General features: G+C 49.6%; 19 protein-coding genes and 1 tRNA gene. 12 read left to right on the forward strand and 8 right to left on the reverse strand.

The window, feature by feature from the left end:
- Positions 1–23: 23 nt before the first annotated feature.
- On the reverse strand, positions 24–1,430 hold the full coding sequence (locus tag ACT3XD_RS04475; protein ID WP_192538696.1) for an alanine/glycine:cation symporter family protein: 1,407 nt from the start codon (positions 1,428–1,430) through the stop codon (positions 24–26).
- A gap of 474 nt (positions 1,431–1,904) precedes the next feature.
- Here ACT3XD_RS04475 and gcvH point away from each other — a divergent pair, with 474 nt between their 5' ends.
- The gene (gene gcvH, locus ACT3XD_RS04480) at positions 1,905–2,294 is read left to right on the forward strand and encodes a glycine cleavage system protein GcvH (protein ID WP_018916074.1); all 390 of its coding nucleotides are present in this window, start codon (positions 1,905–1,907) and stop codon (positions 2,292–2,294) included.
- Positions 2,295–2,377: 83 nt separating this feature from the next.
- Positions 2,378–5,272, forward strand: a complete 2,895-nt coding sequence (gcvP, locus tag ACT3XD_RS04485) for an aminomethyl-transferring glycine dehydrogenase (protein ID WP_192538697.1) — start codon at positions 2,378–2,380, stop codon at positions 5,270–5,272.
- Positions 5,273–5,318: 46 nt separating this feature from the next.
- Here the strand turns inward: gcvP and ACT3XD_RS04490 are convergent, their stop codons facing one another.
- Positions 5,319–6,221: a LysR family transcriptional regulator gene (locus ACT3XD_RS04490; RefSeq protein WP_018916072.1), complete on the reverse strand. Its 903-nt coding sequence runs from the start codon at positions 6,219–6,221 to the stop codon at positions 5,319–5,321.
- 147 nt (positions 6,222–6,368) lie between these two features.
- Here ACT3XD_RS04490 and ppnN point away from each other — a divergent pair, with 147 nt between their 5' ends.
- The 4 genes from ppnN to ACT3XD_RS04510 all read left to right on the forward strand — a co-directional run bounded on the left by ppnN (position 6,369) and on the right by ACT3XD_RS04510 (position 9,339).
- Positions 6,369–7,751: a nucleotide 5'-monophosphate nucleosidase PpnN gene (gene ppnN / locus ACT3XD_RS04495; protein ID WP_225736219.1), complete on the forward strand. Its 1,383-nt coding sequence runs from the start codon at positions 6,369–6,371 to the stop codon at positions 7,749–7,751.
- Positions 7,752–7,843: 92 nt separating this feature from the next.
- Positions 7,844–8,575, forward strand: coding sequence for a sulfite exporter TauE/SafE family protein (locus ACT3XD_RS04500; RefSeq protein WP_192538698.1), 732 nt, complete (start codon positions 7,844–7,846; stop codon positions 8,573–8,575).
- A 162-nt stretch (positions 8,576–8,737) separates the two neighbouring features.
- Positions 8,738–8,938 carry a hypothetical protein gene (locus ACT3XD_RS04505; RefSeq protein WP_018916069.1) on the forward strand — a complete coding sequence of 67 codons (201 nt, stop codon included), beginning with the start codon at positions 8,738–8,740 and terminating at the stop codon, positions 8,936–8,938.
- Between the two features lie 197 nt (positions 8,939–9,135).
- A complete protein-coding gene (locus ACT3XD_RS04510; RefSeq protein WP_192538699.1) occupies positions 9,136–9,339 on the forward strand; it encodes a hypothetical protein in 204 nt (67 codons plus the stop codon).
- 59 nt (positions 9,340–9,398) lie between these two features.
- Here ACT3XD_RS04510 and ACT3XD_RS04515 read toward each other — a convergent pair whose 3' ends face one another.
- The 5 genes from ACT3XD_RS04515 to ACT3XD_RS04535 form a co-directional block, all read right to left on the reverse strand.
- Positions 9,399–9,581: a hypothetical protein gene (locus ACT3XD_RS04515; protein ID WP_192538700.1), complete on the reverse strand. Its 183-nt coding sequence runs from the start codon at positions 9,579–9,581 to the stop codon at positions 9,399–9,401.
- A gap of 300 nt (positions 9,582–9,881) precedes the next feature.
- Positions 9,882–9,958 (reverse strand) — tRNA-Pro (locus tag ACT3XD_RS04520).
- 131 nt (positions 9,959–10,089) lie between these two features.
- A complete protein-coding gene (locus tag ACT3XD_RS04525; protein WP_192538701.1) occupies positions 10,090–10,896 on the reverse strand; it encodes an inositol monophosphatase family protein in 807 nt (268 codons plus the stop codon).
- A 93-nt stretch (positions 10,897–10,989) separates the two neighbouring features.
- Positions 10,990–11,442, reverse strand: coding sequence for an anti-virulence regulator CigR family protein (locus ACT3XD_RS04530; protein ID WP_192538702.1), 453 nt, complete (start codon positions 11,440–11,442; stop codon positions 10,990–10,992).
- A 112-nt stretch (positions 11,443–11,554) separates the two neighbouring features.
- Positions 11,555–11,974: a type IV pilin protein gene (locus tag ACT3XD_RS04535; RefSeq protein ID WP_318782767.1), complete on the reverse strand. Its 420-nt coding sequence runs from the start codon at positions 11,972–11,974 to the stop codon at positions 11,555–11,557.
- 245 nt (positions 11,975–12,219) lie between these two features.
- On the opposite strand from ACT3XD_RS04535, the gene pilB reads away from it, so the two are divergent.
- The 6 genes from pilB to ACT3XD_RS04565 all read left to right on the forward strand — a co-directional run bounded on the left by pilB (position 12,220) and on the right by ACT3XD_RS04565 (position 17,904).
- Positions 12,220–13,914 carry a type IV-A pilus assembly ATPase PilB gene (pilB, locus tag ACT3XD_RS04540; RefSeq protein WP_192538703.1) on the forward strand — a complete coding sequence of 565 codons (1,695 nt, stop codon included), beginning with the start codon at positions 12,220–12,222 and terminating at the stop codon, positions 13,912–13,914.
- 3 nt (positions 13,915–13,917) lie between these two features.
- Positions 13,918–15,150, forward strand: coding sequence for a type II secretion system F family protein (locus tag ACT3XD_RS04545; protein WP_192538704.1), 1,233 nt, complete (start codon positions 13,918–13,920; stop codon positions 15,148–15,150).
- Between the two features lie 17 nt (positions 15,151–15,167).
- A complete protein-coding gene (locus ACT3XD_RS04550) occupies positions 15,168–16,010 on the forward strand; it encodes a prepilin peptidase (RefSeq protein WP_192538705.1) in 843 nt (280 codons plus the stop codon).
- Positions 16,011–16,139: 129 nt separating this feature from the next.
- Positions 16,140–16,730 carry a dephospho-CoA kinase gene (coaE, locus tag ACT3XD_RS04555; RefSeq protein WP_192538706.1) on the forward strand — a complete coding sequence of 197 codons (591 nt, stop codon included), beginning with the start codon at positions 16,140–16,142 and terminating at the stop codon, positions 16,728–16,730.
- 31 nt (positions 16,731–16,761) lie between these two features.
- The gene (gene yacG, locus ACT3XD_RS04560; RefSeq protein ID WP_018916059.1) at positions 16,762–16,995 is read left to right on the forward strand and encodes a DNA gyrase inhibitor YacG; all 234 of its coding nucleotides are present in this window, start codon (positions 16,762–16,764) and stop codon (positions 16,993–16,995) included.
- Positions 16,996–17,028: 33 nt separating this feature from the next.
- A complete protein-coding gene (locus ACT3XD_RS04565; RefSeq protein WP_192538707.1) occupies positions 17,029–17,904 on the forward strand; it encodes a DNA replication terminus site-binding protein in 876 nt (291 codons plus the stop codon).
- Positions 17,905–17,952: 48 nt separating this feature from the next.
- Here ACT3XD_RS04565 and ACT3XD_RS04570 read toward each other — a convergent pair whose 3' ends face one another.
- Positions 17,953–18,291: a hypothetical protein gene (locus ACT3XD_RS04570; protein WP_192538708.1), complete on the reverse strand. Its 339-nt coding sequence runs from the start codon at positions 18,289–18,291 to the stop codon at positions 17,953–17,955.
- Positions 18,292–19,159: the final 868 nt, after the last annotated feature.

Genomic DNA, 19,159 nt, shown 5'->3' on the forward strand with positions numbered 1-19,159 from the left:
GCCGAGCAAATGTCAGACGCGGCTTATTTGTCATGATCCAGTTCTTCGCCTGCTAAAATCTCTTTACCGGCAAAGTAGTCTTTAGTCAGCTTGAATACCACGGGCGACAGCAGCGCCAAGGCAATCAAGTTGGGAATCGCCATCATGGCGTTGAAGGTATCCGCCATTAACCATATAAAGCCCAGTTGCGCGATGGCGCCCAGCGGAATGGCCAGTACAAACAGTACGCGATAGAGCATGATCGAGCGTGTTCCAAACAGGAATTGGAAACACTTCTCGCCATAAAACGACCAGCCTAGAATCGTCGTGAATGCGAAGATAGCCAAGGCAATGGCCACAATTTGGTTACCAAAGCCGGGGAGCGCCTGGTCAAACGAGAGCGCGGTCAGCGAGGCCCCCTCTTCGCCCGTTTGCCATACCGTTGAGGTCAAGATAACCAGCGCGGTAATCGTACAAACAATAATGGTATCAATGAACGTTCCCAGCATCGCAATAAGACCCTGGCGCACTGGGTTTTTAGTATTGGCGGCCGCATGGGCAATGGGCGCGCTACCTAGGCCTGCTTCATTGGAGAAAATCCCCCGCGCGACACCAAACCGAATAGCGGCCATCACGGCAGCGCCTGCAAAACCGCCGGCTGCTGCGATCGGGTTAAAGGCATAATAGAAAATCAGGCTGAACGCTTCGCCGATTTGGCTCGCATTGACGATCAGTACCAGTATCCCGGCAACTACATACGCAATGCCCATGATGGGCACCAGCTTACCGGCTACCTTGGCAATACGCTTGATCCCGCCAAGGATAACGGCCCCGGCCAGCACCATGATAACCACACCGGTCAGCCAGTGTGGAATACCAAACGTGGCATCCATGGCATCCGCAACCGAGTTGGATTGCACGGTATTGCCAATCCCGAAAGCGGCTACCGCGCCGAAAAACGCGAACAGACCGCCGAGCCACAGCCATTTTTTGCCCAGGCCATTTTTGATATAGAACATGGGGCCGCCCACGTGATAACCGGTACTATCGGTTTCCCGGTAACGGACGGCCAGTACCGCTTCAGCAAACTTGGTTGCCATGCCGACAAGCGCGGTAATCCACATCCAAAACACGGCGCCAGGGCCACCTAAGGCGATAGCAGTGGCTACCCCCGCGATGTTGCCTGTACCAATCGTAGCTGATAGCGCCGTCATTAATGCGTTAAAAGGCGAAATCTCACCGTCTTGACCGGCTTTTTCGGGCACGCTTTTCTGGGTCGATTTAGCATCACGCCCCTGCCAAAGCAGACTGAAGCCCATACCCAGCTTTCGAATGGGCATGAACTTTAGACCAATTTGCAGATAGATACCCACACCTAACAGCAAGATCAACATCAATGGGCCCCAAACCACCCCATTGATCGCCCCAAAAAGGCTATTTAAAGTTTCCACATGTCTCTCCTTACCCTGTTAATTCGCTTGTTTTATAAGTGTTTGACGGTCGAATCACCGACATTCGCTTTTATTTTGTCTAGCAAATCTAGCGCTGTCACGAATAACCCTTTCATGGGTATAACGCATGAAAGCGATGCTTCACATACTTAATATCTGTTGAGGGTTGCCGCACAACAAAAGCCCTTAGCTGCCTAACCTGACTGTTTTACACCATTTCATAAGGGGTCTTCCATGCCTATGCTGCTTATACATGGCAGATGCGTAAGAGACCTCATCGCCTATTAGCCGGATGAGTAGCTAAAAATGCGCTCTTCTAGCCTCAATGGCGCATTTAAGAAATTTGTTTCCGATGAGAAACACGTTAACATGCTTAAAAATTCGCTTATTGCCTGGAAGGCTGACAGTCGCAAAGGCGACCGACAAGCGCTAGTATTCACCAGTCCAGACAATTGTTTCATAAAGGGAATCATCATGAGCAACCTTCCTGCTAACCTTCGTTACGCTAAAAGTCATGAATGGGTACTTGATCATCAAGATGGTACGGTCAGCATTGGCATTACTGATCATGCCCAAGAGGCGCTTGGCGATGTGGTATTTGTTGAACTGCCCGAAGTAGGCCAAACCCTTAGCCAGGGTAAAGAATTCGGCGTTATCGAATCGGTCAAAGCGGCCTCGGATCTCTACTCGCCGGTTAACGGTGAAGTCATTGAGGTCAACGAAGCGCTCGAAGACTCACCTGAAACGGTTAATGATGCGCCCTATGAAGGCGGCTGGATGATGAAAGTCCGCCTGACCGACCAAAACCTGGATGGTTTGCTTGATGCTGATGCCTATCAAGCCACTATAAGCGCTGACGATTAATTATGTTTGCTGAGCCTGCCTAATTGGCAGGCTTTGTATTTAGCCCCCCTGCAAAGCTTCTCTTTCACGCTCGGAATCTTCTCATGCCTTTTGAAACACGCCGCTTGGCCGAACTGGCCGACCACGATGCTTTTATCAAACGTCATAATGGCCCTAACGCCGCCGACGTAGATACCATGTTGAACGTGCTCAATATGCAGCGCATGGAAGATCTGATTGAGCAAACCGTGCCCAGCGACATACGCCTTGGCCGCGAACTCAATCTGGATGCCCCCAGCAGTGAAGCAGAAGCACTGGAATACCTAAGCCAGCTGGCCCGTCAAAACCGTGTAGCCAAGAGCTATATTGGCCAGGGCTATTACGGCACCTATATGCCGGCGGTTATTCAGCGTAACGTGCTGGAAAACCCAGGTTGGTATACTGCTTACACACCTTATCAGCCGGAAATTTCTCAGGGTCGCCTGGAAGGGCTGCTTAATTTCCAGCAGGTCGTTATGGACTTGACCGGTATGGAGCTGGCTAACGCCTCCTTGCTGGATGAGGCCACCGCAGCAGCCGAAGCGATGGCGCTATGCAAACGGGCAAATAAAAAGAGCAAGTCAAACGTCTTTTTCGTTGCCGACGACATCTTCCCGCAAACCTTGGATGTGGTAAAAACCCGCGCCACATTCTTCGGTTTTGAGCTGGTGTCAGGCCCGGCAGATACGCTGGCCGACCACGATGTATTTGGTGCGCTGCTCCAATACCCATCGGCAAGCGGTGATGTGCGCGATCTAGCGCCCCTGTTAAAAGCGGCCGCTGAACGTAACATCATGACCTGCGTTGCCTCTGACCTACTCAGTCTGGTGCTTCTCAAAGAGCCGGGCGCACTAGGTGCCGACATTGTGGTTGGCAACTCGCAGCGTTTCGGTGTGCCCATGGGCTTTGGTGGCCCGCACGCTGCTTTCTTTGCTACCTCTGACAAGCTCAAACGCTCAATCCCCGGCCGGATCATCGGCGTTTCAAAAGATAGCCGGGGCAACACGGCGCTGCGCATGGCGATGCAAACTCGCGAACAGCATATACGTCGTGAAAAGGCCACTTCGAACATCTGCACGGCGCAGGCGCTTTTAGCCAATATCGCAGGCTTTTACGCGACCTACCATGGCGCTGAAGGGCTACGCAAAATCGCCGGACGCGTCCACCGCTTAACCACGTTGTTAGCCGAAGGCTTAACGCAAGCGGGTATCACTTTAGCGCATGACAGCTGGTTTGATACGCTGCGCTTAGCGCAGGTAGATGCAGGTAAAATCCATGGCCGCGCCATGACACACGATATCAACCTACACTATTTCGCCAATGGCGATGTAGGCATCAGCCTGGATGAAACCACGACTGCACAAGATGTTGCTACGCTATTTGACGTGCTGCTGGGCAACGAGCATGGGCTTTCCGTGGCAGCTCTTGACGAGCAGGCGATTGCCAAAGGCGCAACAGGCATTCCGGAAGCCTGCCAGCGTGAAAGCGATTTCCTGAGCCACCCCACGTTTAATCGCTATCGCAGCGAAACAGAAATGTTGCGCTATCTAAAGCGGCTGGAAAATAAGGACCTGTCGCTTGCCCATGCGATGATTCCGTTAGGCTCCTGCACCATGAAGCTAAACGCTACCAGTGAAATGATCCCGGTTTCCTGGCCTGCGTTTGCCCACCTGCATCCGTTCGCGCCTCGCGACCAGGTGGCAGGCTATCATCAAATGATTGATGAGCTCGCTGCGTTTCTGGTGGAAATCACAGGTTACGATCATATCTCGATGCAGCCTAACTCAGGTGCTCAGGGTGAATATGCGGGTTTGCTGGCCATTCGTCGCTATCAGGATGCCCAGGGTGAAACGCACAGGACTGTGTGCTTGATTCCAAGCTCTGCCCATGGCACCAACCCGGCAAGTGCGGCCATGGTCGGCATGGACGTCGTGGTGGTTGAGTGTGACCAAAACGGCAATATTGATATTGACGACTTAACAGCTAAAGCTGCGCAGTACAGCGACAAGCTTTCGGCAATTATGATCACCTACCCCTCTACTCACGGCGTCTTTGAGTCTCACGTGCGTAAGGTATGTGAAGTAGTACACCAGCACGGCGCGCAGGTGTACGTAGATGGTGCCAATATGAATGCCCAGGTAGGGTTGACGCGCCCCGGCGATTTCGGAGGCGACGTATCACATCTTAACCTGCATAAAACCTTTTGCATTCCTCATGGCGGCGGCGGCCCGGGCATGGGGCCCATCGGCGTTAAAGCCCACTTGGCGCCTTATGTTTCCAATCACGTGGTCACCCCTATTAACGGGGTTAACGCTGATAGCGGCGCCGTTTCAGCGGCGGCATTTGGCAGCGCCTCAATCCTGCCTATCTCGTGGGCCTACATCAAGATGATGGGTGCGCGCGGCCTGCGTGAAGCGACGCAGTTAGCCATCCTCAATGCTAACTACATCGCCAAGCGTTTGGAGGAGTCCTATCCCATTCTCTACCGTGGAACCAGCGGACACGTGGCCCACGAATGTATCATCGATATTCGCCCGCTTAAGGCTACGTCTGGCATTAGCGAGGAAGATATCGCCAAACGTTTGATGGACTATGGCTTCCACGCACCCACCATGTCATTCCCGGTGCCGGGAACATTGATGATCGAGCCCACGGAATCCGAGTCCCTTTACGAAATCGACCGCTTCTGTGATGCCATGATTGCCATTCGTGAAGAAATCAAACGTGTCGAAAATGGCGAGTGGACGCTGGAGAACAACCCGTTGGTTAATGCTCCGCATACCCAGGCAGACATTATGGACAGCCAGTGGGAGCGGCCTTACGACCGCCAGCTGGGCGCGTTTCCGTCAGAGGCGGTGATGGGAGCCAAGTACTGGCCAACGGTCAACCGCGTGGACAATGTATTTGGGGATCGCCAGCTTATCTGCTCTTGCCCCAGTATCGATGAATATCGCCGCTAAGAGTACGGCAAACCAGTAAGCAGCTAATGAACGCCTTTGATCGCTTTTATTCGGATATCAAAGGCGTTCTTTCTTGAATACGCTGCCTATAAAAGCCGTCTAGCAGCTTTTCATAGCGTTTAGGCAGCACAGAGTCACGGCGACGCAGCAGATACAGCTCTTCATTAACCGCATTGGGCAATGTCAGCGCCTTTACCTGGCGCTGCCAGGGTGAGGTTTCAAGTACCAATAGTGATACCACCGTGAAACCCAGCCCCCTCGCGACAGCGTCCAGCACCATACTCACCTCATTGGTGAATCCTTGATGGCGAAAATGCGTCATTGAGCGAAACTCATCCGGATAGTTAGCTCTCAGCAACGCATTAGCGTGGTTAATGCCGTCGTAATAGTTGAGAAATCCTATCCCCATGAGATCGGACAGCGTATTACCAGCAAAATCCGCCGGCACTACCAAGCATAAAGGCTCTTTATGCCAGAGTGTGCAGGTAAGCTCAGGATTGTTAACCGCTTCGGTGACGATTCCAATATCGTAGCGCCCCTCCAGCAGGTCATTCACAATCTCATGATTAAAGGCAAAGCTATAGTTGACGGTTAAATTAGGGTGCATTTGCTGCTGCCCTAAAATATACGGATAAAACATGAGCCCGACACTGCCCGGCGAAGCAATCCGGCAGTCGCCGCTATCCAGGGAGTCATCATCTAAACCGTGGCGAAACTGCTCATGTTCGGCAAATAACTTTAAGGCGTAATCGTAAGCGCGACGCCCTGACTCGGTTAACGTGAAACTGCGCCCTTTGCGTTCCAGCAGCGTCTTATCGAGATACGTTTCCAATTTACGAACGTGTTGACTGACCCCCGGCTGCGTCATTTCCAGGCGGTGTGCCGTTCGGGTAAAACTACCAGTCTCTACCAAGGTAATAAATGTCCGAAAATACAGGGCATTAAACATAATAAAACGCCATCTTCTTTAGCCACCATGTGCGCGCATTTTGCGCATAGGGTAGCACAGTAAGGGTTAACGCTGGTGGCGCTGTACCCTCTGCTATAGCGTGGTAGTATGCGATAAGATGAAAAATGACCAGGAAACGATGCACTAATGACCTTACCTATAACACCTCGCGCCACTATCTCTAGCATTATTTCTCCCGAAGGGAGCTTGGAAGTATTGTCTCAGCAGGAGGTCAATCGCCTTCAGAATACGTCGCAAAATGGTTTACACGACTTACTGCGTCGCTGTGCGCTTGCGGTATTAAATTGTGGCCAGCCTACCGATGATAGTGTCGCCATTCTTGAGGCTTACAAGGATTTCGATATAGAAGTGCTGCAGCAGGATCGCGGGATTCGCTTAAAGCTGACCAATGCCCCGGCAGAAGCCTTTGTCGATGGTCAGATGATCCGCGGTATTCGCGAACATCTCTCGTCTATCATTCGCGATATTGTCTACGTCTATAATGAAATTCAGCACCATAATCGGTTTGACCTTAGCACTGCAGACGGTACGACTAACGCCGTTTTTCATATCTTACGCAAGGCAGGTACCTTAAAGCCGGGCCGCGACCCCAGCCTGGTAGTTTGCTGGGGTGGTCACTCTATTTCTCGTGAAGAGTATGAGTACTCAAAAGATGTGGGCTATCACTTAGGCCTACGCGATTTAGATATTTGTACCGGCTGTGGCCCTGGCGCCATGAAAGGGCCCATGAAAGGTGCGAACGTCGCCCATGCCAAACAGAGACGTAAGGATGGCCGCTATCTAGGGATTTCGGAGCCGGGCATTATTGCCGCCGAAGCGCCGAACCCCATTGTCAATGAGCTGGTGGTAATGCCCGATATTGAAAAACGCCTGGAAGCGTTTGTTCGCCTAGGGCACGGCATTATCGTTTTCCCCGGTGGTGTGGGTACAGCCGAAGAAATTCTCTATCTACTCGGCATACTTCTGCATCCGAATAACAGCGATATCCCCTACCCGCTTATTTTTACAGGACCTGCGGACTCAGCGGCGTATTTCCAGAAAATAGATGAGTTTCTGGTTTATACCCTGGGCGAGGACATTCGTCGCTATTACACGATCATTACCGGTGACCCAGTGGCGGTGGCCCGAGCAATGCGTCAGGGCATTGACACTATCAAGGAGTTTCGTCGTAACCAACAGGATGCCTTTTACTATAACTGGCGCTTGACCATCGCCCAGGAATTTCAGGCAACGTTTGAGCCCACCCACGAAGCCATGCTTGGGCTTGCTCTGCACCGTCAGCAACCCAAGCACGAGCTTGCCGCGAATCTGCGCCGGGCGTTTTCGGGCATTGTGGCCGGTAACGTTAAAGAGCAGGGAATACGCGCCATTGAAGCGCATGGCCCCTTTGTACTCACGGCAGAACCAGCTTTAATGCAGCGCCTGGATGAGCTACTTACCTCGTTTGTCGCTCAAGGGCGAATGAAGCTGGATGGTCAGCCCTATACACCCTGCTACGTTCTTAAATAATACGTTCTCAAAAACGTACTATTGCGCGATAAACCTTACGCATTGCAGCCGTGATAACGGCTGTAATGCGCTATAGAAGCCAGGACAAAACCTTGTTAATCGCTCTGCTGACTCTTTTTGCCGCCGGTATTGTAAAAGGCGCTATTGGTTCTGGCGTACCAGTACTCGTAGTTCCGGTGCTAACAATGCTTTATGACGTCAAGCTCGCTATCGCGGTGCTTGTTGCACCTAATTTATTTAGCAATATGCTGCAGGTATGGCAGTACCGGCGTCATTTATTACCTCTTCGCTTTCTGGCAGCTTTTTCAGTAGCTGGCGCTCTAGGAATTATTTTAGGCACGTGGGGGTTAGTAGCTCTTTCTCCGGAAATACTTTCGTTAGGCGTTGCGGGCGCTATCATCCTGTACTTAATTATTAAGCTGACGAGGCGACGTTTAGCCATGCCATATGCGACGGCTTCACGCATTGTCATTCCAGTAGGCTTATTAGGCGGCGTGCTTCAAGGCGCAGCGGGCATGTCGGCCCCTGCCTCCATTACGTTTCTTAATGCAATGCAGCTGGAAAGGCCCGTCTTTATCGGCTCTATTTCAGTCTTTTTTGTCTCAATTACCTGCGTACAAATCCCCGCATTGCTCAGTGCTGGTATATTGACTCCACAACTTTCTCTTTACAGCGTGATCGCTCTGGCAATTATTCTTATCGGTATGCCTTTGGGAGCCCAACTAGGCAAGCGATTGCCCCATCGCTGGTTCGATAATCTGATTATGCTGCTACTAGCGGGCATTGCGACTAAAATTATTATTGATGCATCACTTGCCTCTTGAGCGCCTAAACCTAAGACACATAAGCAAAAAACAGTAAACGATCTACACTATACGATGTCCATGTACGGTACAGAGGCGTTCGTTTAAGGCTTGCATCCTTAATCACAAGCCTTCGGGCTAGCTGATGCATGTCCCGATATCTACCAAGGAAAGGAAAAAGTTATGACGATGATTGATCAATTACGTGATGGCAAGACAAAAGCATTCGCCAAACACTGCTTTGAAAGTGGTTCCGTTGAAAAACTCCGCGCTGCAGCCGAGGGTAGCGCAGATCAAGCAGAAATGGAGCATTGGGGCATTACGGAGGGTCAGTGGGAAGAAGCCGTTGCTGCGGCACTGGCGGACCATGAAGCGGCAGAGTAAATCTGCACTTTGCTAGGCTTTGCATTTAAAACCGTCCGCTTTACGCGCTGACGGTTTTTTTAATTATGCTTTTTTCTTAAATTATTAATAAGTATTAAAACAGCATTTTTATAAGCGTTACCTAGCAAATCGGTGCAACCAAAGTTTGCTCATAAAGTCATAGAACCAGGGAATAATGCAGATCAAGGAGAAAGATAATGTCCATTATGATTGACGACATTTTAATGCTGCCAAAGACGGACTTTGATAAAGAACTTTCGGTAGGCGATGAATGTGAAAATTATGGCCTAAAGGATAAACGCGATGAGTACAACCAGGTTTCACGAGACGTTACCCTTAAAGTAGTCGCTGTCCATGACGATGATTACGAAGTCAAAGTTATCGATATATTGACCGAATAAACCGCGACAAGCACTGATGAGCTACATCAGTAACGTAATCAGTGCTTTCTCTTAGCCCTCTACTCTTCTACTGTGACTTTTCGCAGGTCATCTACGCTAACCCCTTCCGGCAATTCAGATGCATCGGTGGGCAGCCATACAGGCGATAGATCGCTATCCTCACGCCCATTCTTGTGAGTATGGCCGGGTATACGGTAAACCACCTGGCCTCGACGATCATCCCAGGCAAAAATGCGGTCCATATCGCGTTCCTCCATTCAGCTACATTTTAATGTGGGAGTTGAGTAATGCGGCATTATCATTACTCATTATATTTAGTCGAGCACTAGCGCAGAAGCATTTTCTACGCTCAAAACAGCAGATATTATATACCGGGTATAGTGTATCGGGCTGACCGTCAGCGAGTTTAGCGCCGACTTTGCTCTTACAGCAGCAAGGGCAATGCATAACGGCCACGCACAATGACAGTGTAGTCGAGGCGATTTTGAAGGCATAAAAAAACGCCGCTCGGTGTAACCCTTAAGCGGCGTTTTTTACTTAATTGGTCGGAGTGACAGGATTCGAACCTGCGACCTTTGCAACCCCATTGCAACGCGCTACCAAGCTGCGCCACACTCCGATGTCTCGTTGGCATTTGCCTTAAGACGGTGCGTATACTAGCGTTTTACGAGGCAAATGAAAAGCTCTTTTTGCGCTTTCTTTTCAAGTATTTGCCATGACAACGAGTTGCCTTTGTCAACCGAGGGCTTATCACTGACTGGCATCGAGCAGCAGCCGTTCCATCGCCTGGTATACAGCTGGCGCAGCTACCAACAACTCCTTGGGGTATAAATCGGCAGGCACGCCTTCAGGAATTGCTGCGAGATGCCCAACAGTAGCGCCAGCCTCACGCGCAATCACCCAGCCGGCGACAAAATCCCAGGGTGAAACCGTTTCGTAATAAGCGCCTAGACGACCACAAGCGACATCGCATAAATCAAGTGCGGCGGCACCGTTACGTCGGACGTCACGACACTTGGCCAAGACAGCCCCCAATCGAGGCATCAAAGCTAGCCGGGCCTCTTTCTGATAAGGAAAACCGGTACCCACTAGTGTCTCAGCTAATAAACTTACCTTGCCCGCCTGGATAGGCTGCTGGTTGCAAAAAGCACCTAGCCCTTCTGCCGCGCTAAATGTTTCATTCAAGAAAGGCGCATGCACCACTCCCACTTTGCCAACGCCCTCTTCCATCCAACCAATAGACACGGCAACATGCTTTAAACCCTGGGCAAAATTGACCGTTCCATCGATAGGGTCAACGACCCAGAGCTTTGCAACGTTGGCATCTAGCGCACGCTCTGGCGCCAACTCTTCGCTCAGTAGCGCCTCGCCAGGGAAGTAACCATTCAAGCGCTGACGTATGAGCTGATCGACGGCTACGTCAACATCGGTGACCAATTCTTCGTCAGCCTTTAAGCGTTGCGAGAACGACTGTTCTGCGCGAGCCTTACGAATGAGTTCCCCCGCTTCTTGAGCGATTGAAATCGTTAGCGCTAAACGTTCTTCCAATGTATGCATGCTCTTCTGTCCTTTAAACACATGGCTAAAATTTCAGAGCATAGTCACACACTATGACTTTTTAAGTCACGCCCCGCAGTAAGAGCGTAAATATTAACGAAGTGCGTCCACCAGTATATCAACCACTATCCGCGTTGCTGCCTCGATCAATACCACATCGTGGCCGACATACTCCCACTCATAGCCGGGGTAGCTGGGTAATTGAGTGGCGATTGACCTATCAAAACGCTTAGCGATGCCAGGAGGCAAAGGCTTGCCCCGTTCAAGCTGGCGTTGAATGCCCGGCGGCAATGACGCTGTTGCCGGTGCATTGAACTCACGCAATAGACGTATCAGCTCGCGCTCGTTCACACGTGGTAAATCAACATACTGATCGTTGCGCTCATTACGTGATGGGCGAGCGTCTTTATGATGTCGCTGTTCGTGGTGCCCATTGTTATCACGTGCACCATGTGCCGGAGCATGGGCCGGCTGCGCAAAAGCGGTATTTACGCCAAGAAGCAACCCTAAAATACTCAATAAGACCATATAGTTAGCATGTTTCATCGTAAGCTCCCAGCCTGACACAGAAGCCTACAGTGTAGAGAGGAAATACGCAGACAGTGTGGAAATAAAATGACTTATCTAGATAAATCCGTCAGTTATGACCTGATTAATATCAAGAATTTTCAGGCATAATATTGCCAGCTTGAATCTTGATACTGCCAGCACTCTCACCACGGTAGGTTCTAATATCGTCTACGTCATCGGTTGGCTCTCTGCTTATAAAAGCCGCAGCTAAATCTTTCTTGCTAACTGTCGATGCATCAATGACACAGGAATTAAAATCAAAATCATTATAAATTTCCGCATCAACCTCTGCTGTCTGCGAGAGGGCATAATCAGTCAATATTACATTGCGAAAGGAAGCCAACTCGCCTTCACAGGCTGTTAATGAAGCTTTATCAAGATAATTGCCATATTGCGGCACCGCCACCATCATTAAAATACCGATAATGGCAATTACGACCATTAGCTCTATAAGAGTAAAACCACATTGAGAACTCACGCCGCTGATATTCTTAGCATATTTTTTCATCCCGCCCCCATTGAATCACGTAGAAAAAATTCCCTCCACAACTCTCACCACAGGCGCTGCGCTCTAATAGGCTTCCTACTACGCCTCCCAAACAATAAAGCAAACCAAATAATAATTAACCAATATTTTAATAAAAATATTGTTTTTGATGTTCTACCATAGGAACATAGTTATTAGTTATACTTTAGATAATCAATAAATACACTAATATCAGCACCTTATAAAATTACTTTCTTGAGCTGCCAATGAATTCAGGACTGGCTAGTCGTTTAATCAAAAATAAGCTTTTAAGCTATGATCAGGCAGAAAAAGCGGGCATAGTCTCCCAAGCATCGGGCATTTCGTTATTACAATATGTCGTTGAACAAAAGCTAGTCGGCTCGATTACTGCAGCCACAGCGGCGGCTTACGAATACGGTTTGCCGATTATCGATTTAGACGCTGTACAGCTGCAGGCACTACCTGAAGCCTCTATATTTCCTTCTCGCCTGTTAAAATCATTAAAAGTGCTCCCGCTAGCACTTCAGAAACGGCAATTAATCGTGGCTGTTTTTTGCCCATCGGTGCTATGCCAACTTGACGAGTTAAGATTTGCATTGGATGTCATCTGTATTGAGGGCATTCTTGCGCCCCTCGACCAATTAGAAGCTGTACTAGATAGCTACCTTAACCATCATCGCTACGCTGCATTAAAGAACACAAATGATGAGGTGAGCCACGCCTCTTCTATTGACGTTCAAGAAAGCGCTACGCTTGATGATACAACACTGAATGTCGATGACGGCCCTGTCGTTGAACTGGTTAATAAGGTGATCCTGGACGCTATTGATCGAGGCGCCTCGGATATTCATTTCGAGCCCTATGAACAACTTTTTCGAATCCGATTTCGTATTGACGGTGTGCTTATTGAAGTCGCCCAGCCACCCAAAGCAATGCGCCATCAGATAGCCGCCCGCTTAAAAATTATGGCTCGTCTCGATATTTCCGAGCGGCGCCTCCCTCAAGACGGCGCCATTAAACTGGCACTGTCAGACGCTCGGTCATTGGAGCTGCGCATCAATTCTCTCCCTACAGTGTATGGTGAGAAAATTGTGCTTCGCTTACTTGATCCTGCGGCCGTGCAATTGGGAATTGACCAGTTGGGTTTTACCGACGATCAGCGAGCGCTGTATGAACAGGCGCTAAAGCAACCGCAAGGCATGATTTTGGTAACCGGTCCTACGGGGAGCGGTAAAACGGTCTCGCTGTATACGGGCATTACGCTACTTAATAAAGTAGAACGCAACATTTGTACTGCTGAAGATCCTGTTGAAATCAAGGTGCCGGGCATTAATCAGGTCAATGTTCTGCCTAAAATCGGCCTGGATTTTGCCCATGCATTACGGGCTTTTCTTCGCCAAGATCCTGACGTGGTTATGGTGGGTGAAATACGCGATTTGGAAACCGCGGAAATAGCGGTAAAAGCAGCGCAGACGGGGCACCTGGTACTTTCAACGCTACATACTAACTCTGCGGCACAGACACTGACTCGCTTATCCAACATGGGCGTTTCAGCGTTTAATATCGCAAGCTCTGTTAGCCTTATTATTGCTCAGCGCCTTGCCCGCAAACTGTGTAACCACTGCAAAGAACCTGCTGACATTCCTATCGAAGCGCTGTACAGCGAAGGCTTTATGAACGCTGATATTCAACACGCTACCTTCTATCACGCTGTTGGCTGTAAGAAATGTACACAAGGCTATAAGGGAAGAATCGGTGTTTATGAAGTCGTGCCCGTCTCAGAAGCCGTCCGGCAACTGATTATGCAAAATGCACCGGCTATTGATATTGATCAGCAAGCTAAAAAGGAAGGATACCCAGGGCTTCGTCAGAGTGGTTTCCATTACGTTACCCAAGGCGTTACCAGTCTTGAGGAAATCAACCGGATCAGTAAGGAGTAACGCATGGCCCGGCATACCGCTAAACACAAGGCGCATTCTCCTCGACTGTATCGCTGGAAGTGGACAGGCCTTGGACCTCAAGCACGCTTATTGAGTGGAGAAACCATTGCCCATAACAAAGCGGAGGTTATCGCTACACTAACCAAACAAAATATTAATGTTCGCCGTATCCATAAACAAAATGGCCTGCGTAGCCATGGCCGAATAAAACCTTATGACATCATGATTTTTTCACGCCAAATGGCAACCATGATTCAAGCAGGCATCCCGCTTCTGCAAGCTTTTCGAGTAGTCGCGGAAAGTCTTAAAAAACCAGCCTTGGTCGCCACGGTTCACAAGCTATCCAATGATGTAGCCTCAGGAACAAGTTTTTCGGATTCCTTACGACGCCATCCGCAACACTTTGATCGCTTATTCATCAATATGGTGGATGCAGGCGAGCAGTCAGGTACCCTCGCTAAAATGCTTGAGCGCAACGCTCTTTATAAAGAAAAGGTTGAATCACTCAAAGGCCGTGTAAAAAAAGCCCTCTGGTACCCCGCTATCGTGATGCTCACAGGTATCGTTATTACGCTGCTATTACTGATTAAAGTAGTGCCCCAGTTTGAAAGCATGTTTCAAAGCTTCGGTGCTGAACTGCCGGCGATTACCCAATTCACCGTTAATCTATCGGTGGCTGCTCAAGAGTACTGGCTACCCATGACAGCGCTACTATTAGCCACTGCGCTCGTACTCAGATGGTTAACACGGCGGTCCCCAACGCTTGTCTTTCACCTACACCGTTTACTCTTACGCCTACCTATTATCGGTAGCATCATCGATAAAGCCGCCGTCGCCCGCTTTTCTCGCACACTGGCGACAACCTTCGCCTCTGGAATTCCTTTAGTGGAGGGACTGGAAACAGCTGCGGGCGCAACAGGTAATAAAGTGTATGAACAGGCAGTACACCAGGCCCAATCAGATGTAGCCACAGGTCAACAGCTGCATTTTTCAATGCGAATGACCAATTGCTTCCCCGCCTTAGCGATTCAGATGGTAAGTATTGGGGAAGAGGCTGGCGCGCTGGACACCATGCTTCTGCGCGTAGCCGATTACTATGAAGAGCAGGTCGACAACCATGTCGACGCGCTAACCTCTCTAATCGAGCCTTTTATTATCGTTGTGCTGGGAGCTCTAGTCGGAGGTATCGTGGTTGCAATGTATTTACCGATATTTGAACTGGGCAGCATTCTGTAGGCCTATTAAGGAGCGTTATGAGTTCGTCGGCATTGGGTATTGGTGTAGCAGTCTTTGTATTAGGACTTTGCCTGGGCAGTTTTTTAAATGTGGTGATTACCCGCCTTCCCGTCATGCTGATGCATCACTGGCGCCATGAAGCACGCACGGCACTTGAGCTGCCTATTGAGCACTCCTCGCGCTTTAATCTGGCAACACCTGGTTCGCTATGCCCGCGCTGTGAACAACCCATTGCCTGGCACGATAACCTTCCTCTGATTGGCTGGATCAAACGGCGTGGACGTTGTGCAAACTGCCAAACCACTATCAGCCCGCAATATCCTCTTATTGAGCTGATGGGGGGTCTGCTTGCCTTGGCCGTTACGTTACTCCATGGACTTAGCATTTCGAGCCTGTTTATTTATGCCGCGTGCATGACACTTTTAGCACTCGCGGTTATCGATTTTCGCACGTATCTTCTGCCCGATGTGCTGACACTGCCACTACTCTGGGCCGGCTTGTTATATCAACTAGTTTTTCAGCCCTTCTTACTGACTAATGCAGTCGTAGGCGCCATGGCGGGCTACCTAATACTTTGGAGTTTTTTTTGGACGTTTAAACTGCTTACGGGCAAAGAAGGCATGGGTTATGGGGATTTCAAGCTTCTGGCTGCTTTGGGTGCTTGGCTCGGGTGGACATTTTTACCGTTACTGTTATTACTCTCAGCGGGCCTTGGGGCAATTGTCGGCATTATTGCGCAAGCAAGTTTTCCACGCCTACGTGGTGCTCCTCTTCCCTTTGGCCCCTTCCTGGCGATTGCGGGATGGGTATGTTTATTAGTAGGTAACGATCTAATGGCTGTCTATCTCTCTTATCCCTAAGGCCTCAACACTGCTCCACTTCCTGGCCTTTCAATCATTGTTTATGGTCAGGATATCAATCGGAAGGTACCGACTTTCCACTCAAAAGCGCGTAAAATGAAACCTCAAAGAACGTATTGAAGGGCGGCTATGATTATTGGCTTAACCGGGGGTATTGGTTCAGGAAAATCAACGGTTGCACGCGCATTTGAATCGTTAGGTATTGGCTGGGTCGATGCCGACGATGTCGCCCGGGAAGTGGTTAAACCAGGCGAACCTGCACTAAGCGCAATCATCAATTACTTTGGTCCGCGTGTTGCCAAAACAGATGGCACGCTTGATAGAGCGATGCTGCGCTCGCTGATTTTCGAAGACCCATCTAAACGTCAGTGGCTTGAAGCGGTAACACATCCTCGAATCAGAGAGCGCCTGATCGAACACCTGACACATCTATCTGGTCACTCGCCTTACGTTTTACTCGTCTCACCGCTACTTTTTGAATCTGGCCAAGATGCTTTAGTTGCCCGTTCAATCGTGGTGGATGTACCGCCCGACATGCAGCTTTCACGCACGCTCGCCCGCGATGGGGTAAGCGCTAAGCAAGTTCACGCAATTCTTGCCGCTCAGCTTCCCCGTGAAGAGCGCTTAGCGAAAGCCGACGACGTGATTGATAACAGTGGTAACCATGCCCACTTGATGGAACAAGTCGAGCGCTTGGACAGAGCCTATCGTAACGGCTGACTTAATTTTTTAATTTTAGGATTTTTTTGTTATGTCTCATTCCGCCAATGATGCCCCGCTTGAAGTTAACTGCCCACAATGCGGCAAAGCGGTTGCATGGTCACCTGAAAGCACCTATCGACCGTTTTGCAGCAAACGCTGTCAATTAATTGATTTTGGCGCGTGGGCAGAAGAATCTCACCGAATCGCAGGCGAGTCCGCCATGGACGAAGCTGATCTAGACACCCTGTTGGCACAAGCTGATAAAGATGCGCCTCTTTCTTAACGGATTGTTGATCAGGTGAGGTAAATATTGGCCATGCTGGAACCCGACGTAACCGCTTATCGCTTATTGCATGAGCTTGATGATCGATTTGACCATCTGGTTGGCACTATTGAGGTGGCCCTGGTCCTGTACGAACGGCAGCGCCCGGCTACGTGGGTCCTGCATCAGCCCACCGTTGATTCCGACTGGCTGCGCCACGCGCTGCTGGATATGTGGCATCAGGAAGGCCAGGACGGGCGGGAAACACGTAATTACGTAGGGGTAATTGCCGCTGACGAACCGCTTATCGAAGCAGTAGACGCAATTAACCATGCTAAAACAGCGATTAGCGAATTAATTCAAAAAATAAAAGCGCTCTCTCCAAAAGCGTTTGGAGAAATTAAACACCGCCTACCGCAACGACACCCTCACGTAGACAATGTACTGCGGCGCAGTGGCTTTGCCAGGCTGCATCTTAAACAGTGCTGGCGACATCTACCTATCGCTGAGGCGCCCGTCTCACGCATACGGCTTGCCTGGTATAGCAGTGGCCGCTCTATCAAGCGGCTGAGTGTCCAAGAGGCGGAACGAAAATTAATGCTGCTGGATACCGAAGCGCCACACGTACGTATCCAGTTACGCAAGCTGGCCGCCCTGCCTAGCAATGAAATATTGGCTCAGGTGCAAGCACAAGCGCCTTTGATGCGAGCCAACCTCTTTTTTACTGAACCGTTGCTTGATGGGCATTCGCGACGGGCTCTTAATATTGCCATGCCCCTGCTTGTTCCCGCCCCTGATAAGCGCCTACCTCAAGTTAACTCGCCCTCTTTACAACCGCCCTTAGAGCGAACGCGGGCTAAAAGACGCGATGAGAAGATTGAGCACGACGCGTACCTACCTAGCTTACGTATTTATCGCTACCGTCAGTAAGGCCTGCGAACGGTTAGCGATAAACCATCAACAGACGTACACAAGCCCTTAAGGCGTAGAAATGGCGGGAGCTTCGTCTTGAGGCCAGAGGTCATATTCTAACAATGTTGAAATCAATTCATTTAATACTTGGTCAGACTGATCATATTCGCTCATTAGCGCTTTCAGCTGCTGCTCGAACAAACGATCTCTTACCTGCTGCTGTTCGACTGCATCGTCTTTTTCTAACGCGGCTAAGGAGCGTACGGGAGGCCCTGTTGGAATGTCAAAACCACTATTAGGATCTTCCAGCTGACGTAATGCCTGAGCAAATGCATCATCCAACTCACGAAACTTACGCAGCTTGTCACGCTCATCCAACTGTTTTGGAGCTTTGTGATATTTCATTGATGTTTCATTTACACCTTACTTGAAATGGTCGAAGCACCTGGTAGACAGGCATTTTCCACAAGTGTGTTCAATTGCGTAAAGTTAACCTAAAAATGACTATTTGCCTGATGGAATGTAACTAACAAGCCATCATAACGCACAGCCCTATCAATGCGGATCTGTTGATGCAGGGTGAGGCAATTGCACATAACCTAGCAAAGAAAGGGAGAATGCCTGCCCCTGCAACACATGAGTATATATAGGCAATGATATACCCACTTGCCAGCAATACTATAGTTCATCAGATGTTCAATAAAGGCTAACAAGGCTGAAAACAATCCATACCGGTAGCACAAGCGCTCAGAAAATACATGGCCAACCCATGTGACGCATGATCATGCGACCTAAAAATCTGAGCTGTAAATACGCTTAGTAAAACGCCCTACAGCAGCAACTTTGCAAATTGTCTAACGTCGCCGACGGAGCGTCGACTCGCTCAACACAGACCCTAGTTTACTATTAAACTACTCTCAATTCTTCTTTAGCGGTGGCAATCAAGGTAAGTAGGCTATGGCAAACGTGACACAGCACCTGAGGCACCTGTACGTAGCTTCTGGCCCGTCAGCTCAATGTGCGGCGATAGGTCACGCATTCTGCAGAGAGCTAAGCAACCCCAATCCCTTTTTATAGAGTTACTAATTAATAAAAGCAAATACGCTAAGGGTCTATTCAATGCCATCTTACCTACGATACGCCATAGGAGTATACCTTGAAAATCCCCACGATGGTTATCGTCTAGCGCTGCCGATCAAATAATGCAGAGGCGACATTTCCAATGTTTCCTCGATCAATTAACACAAAAAATAGACCGAAGCTTTGCAGAGAA

This window comes from Halomonas sp. AOP7-B1-5, assembly GCF_052353045.1.
GTDB lineage: Bacteria > Pseudomonadota > Gammaproteobacteria > Pseudomonadales > Halomonadaceae > Vreelandella > Vreelandella colorata.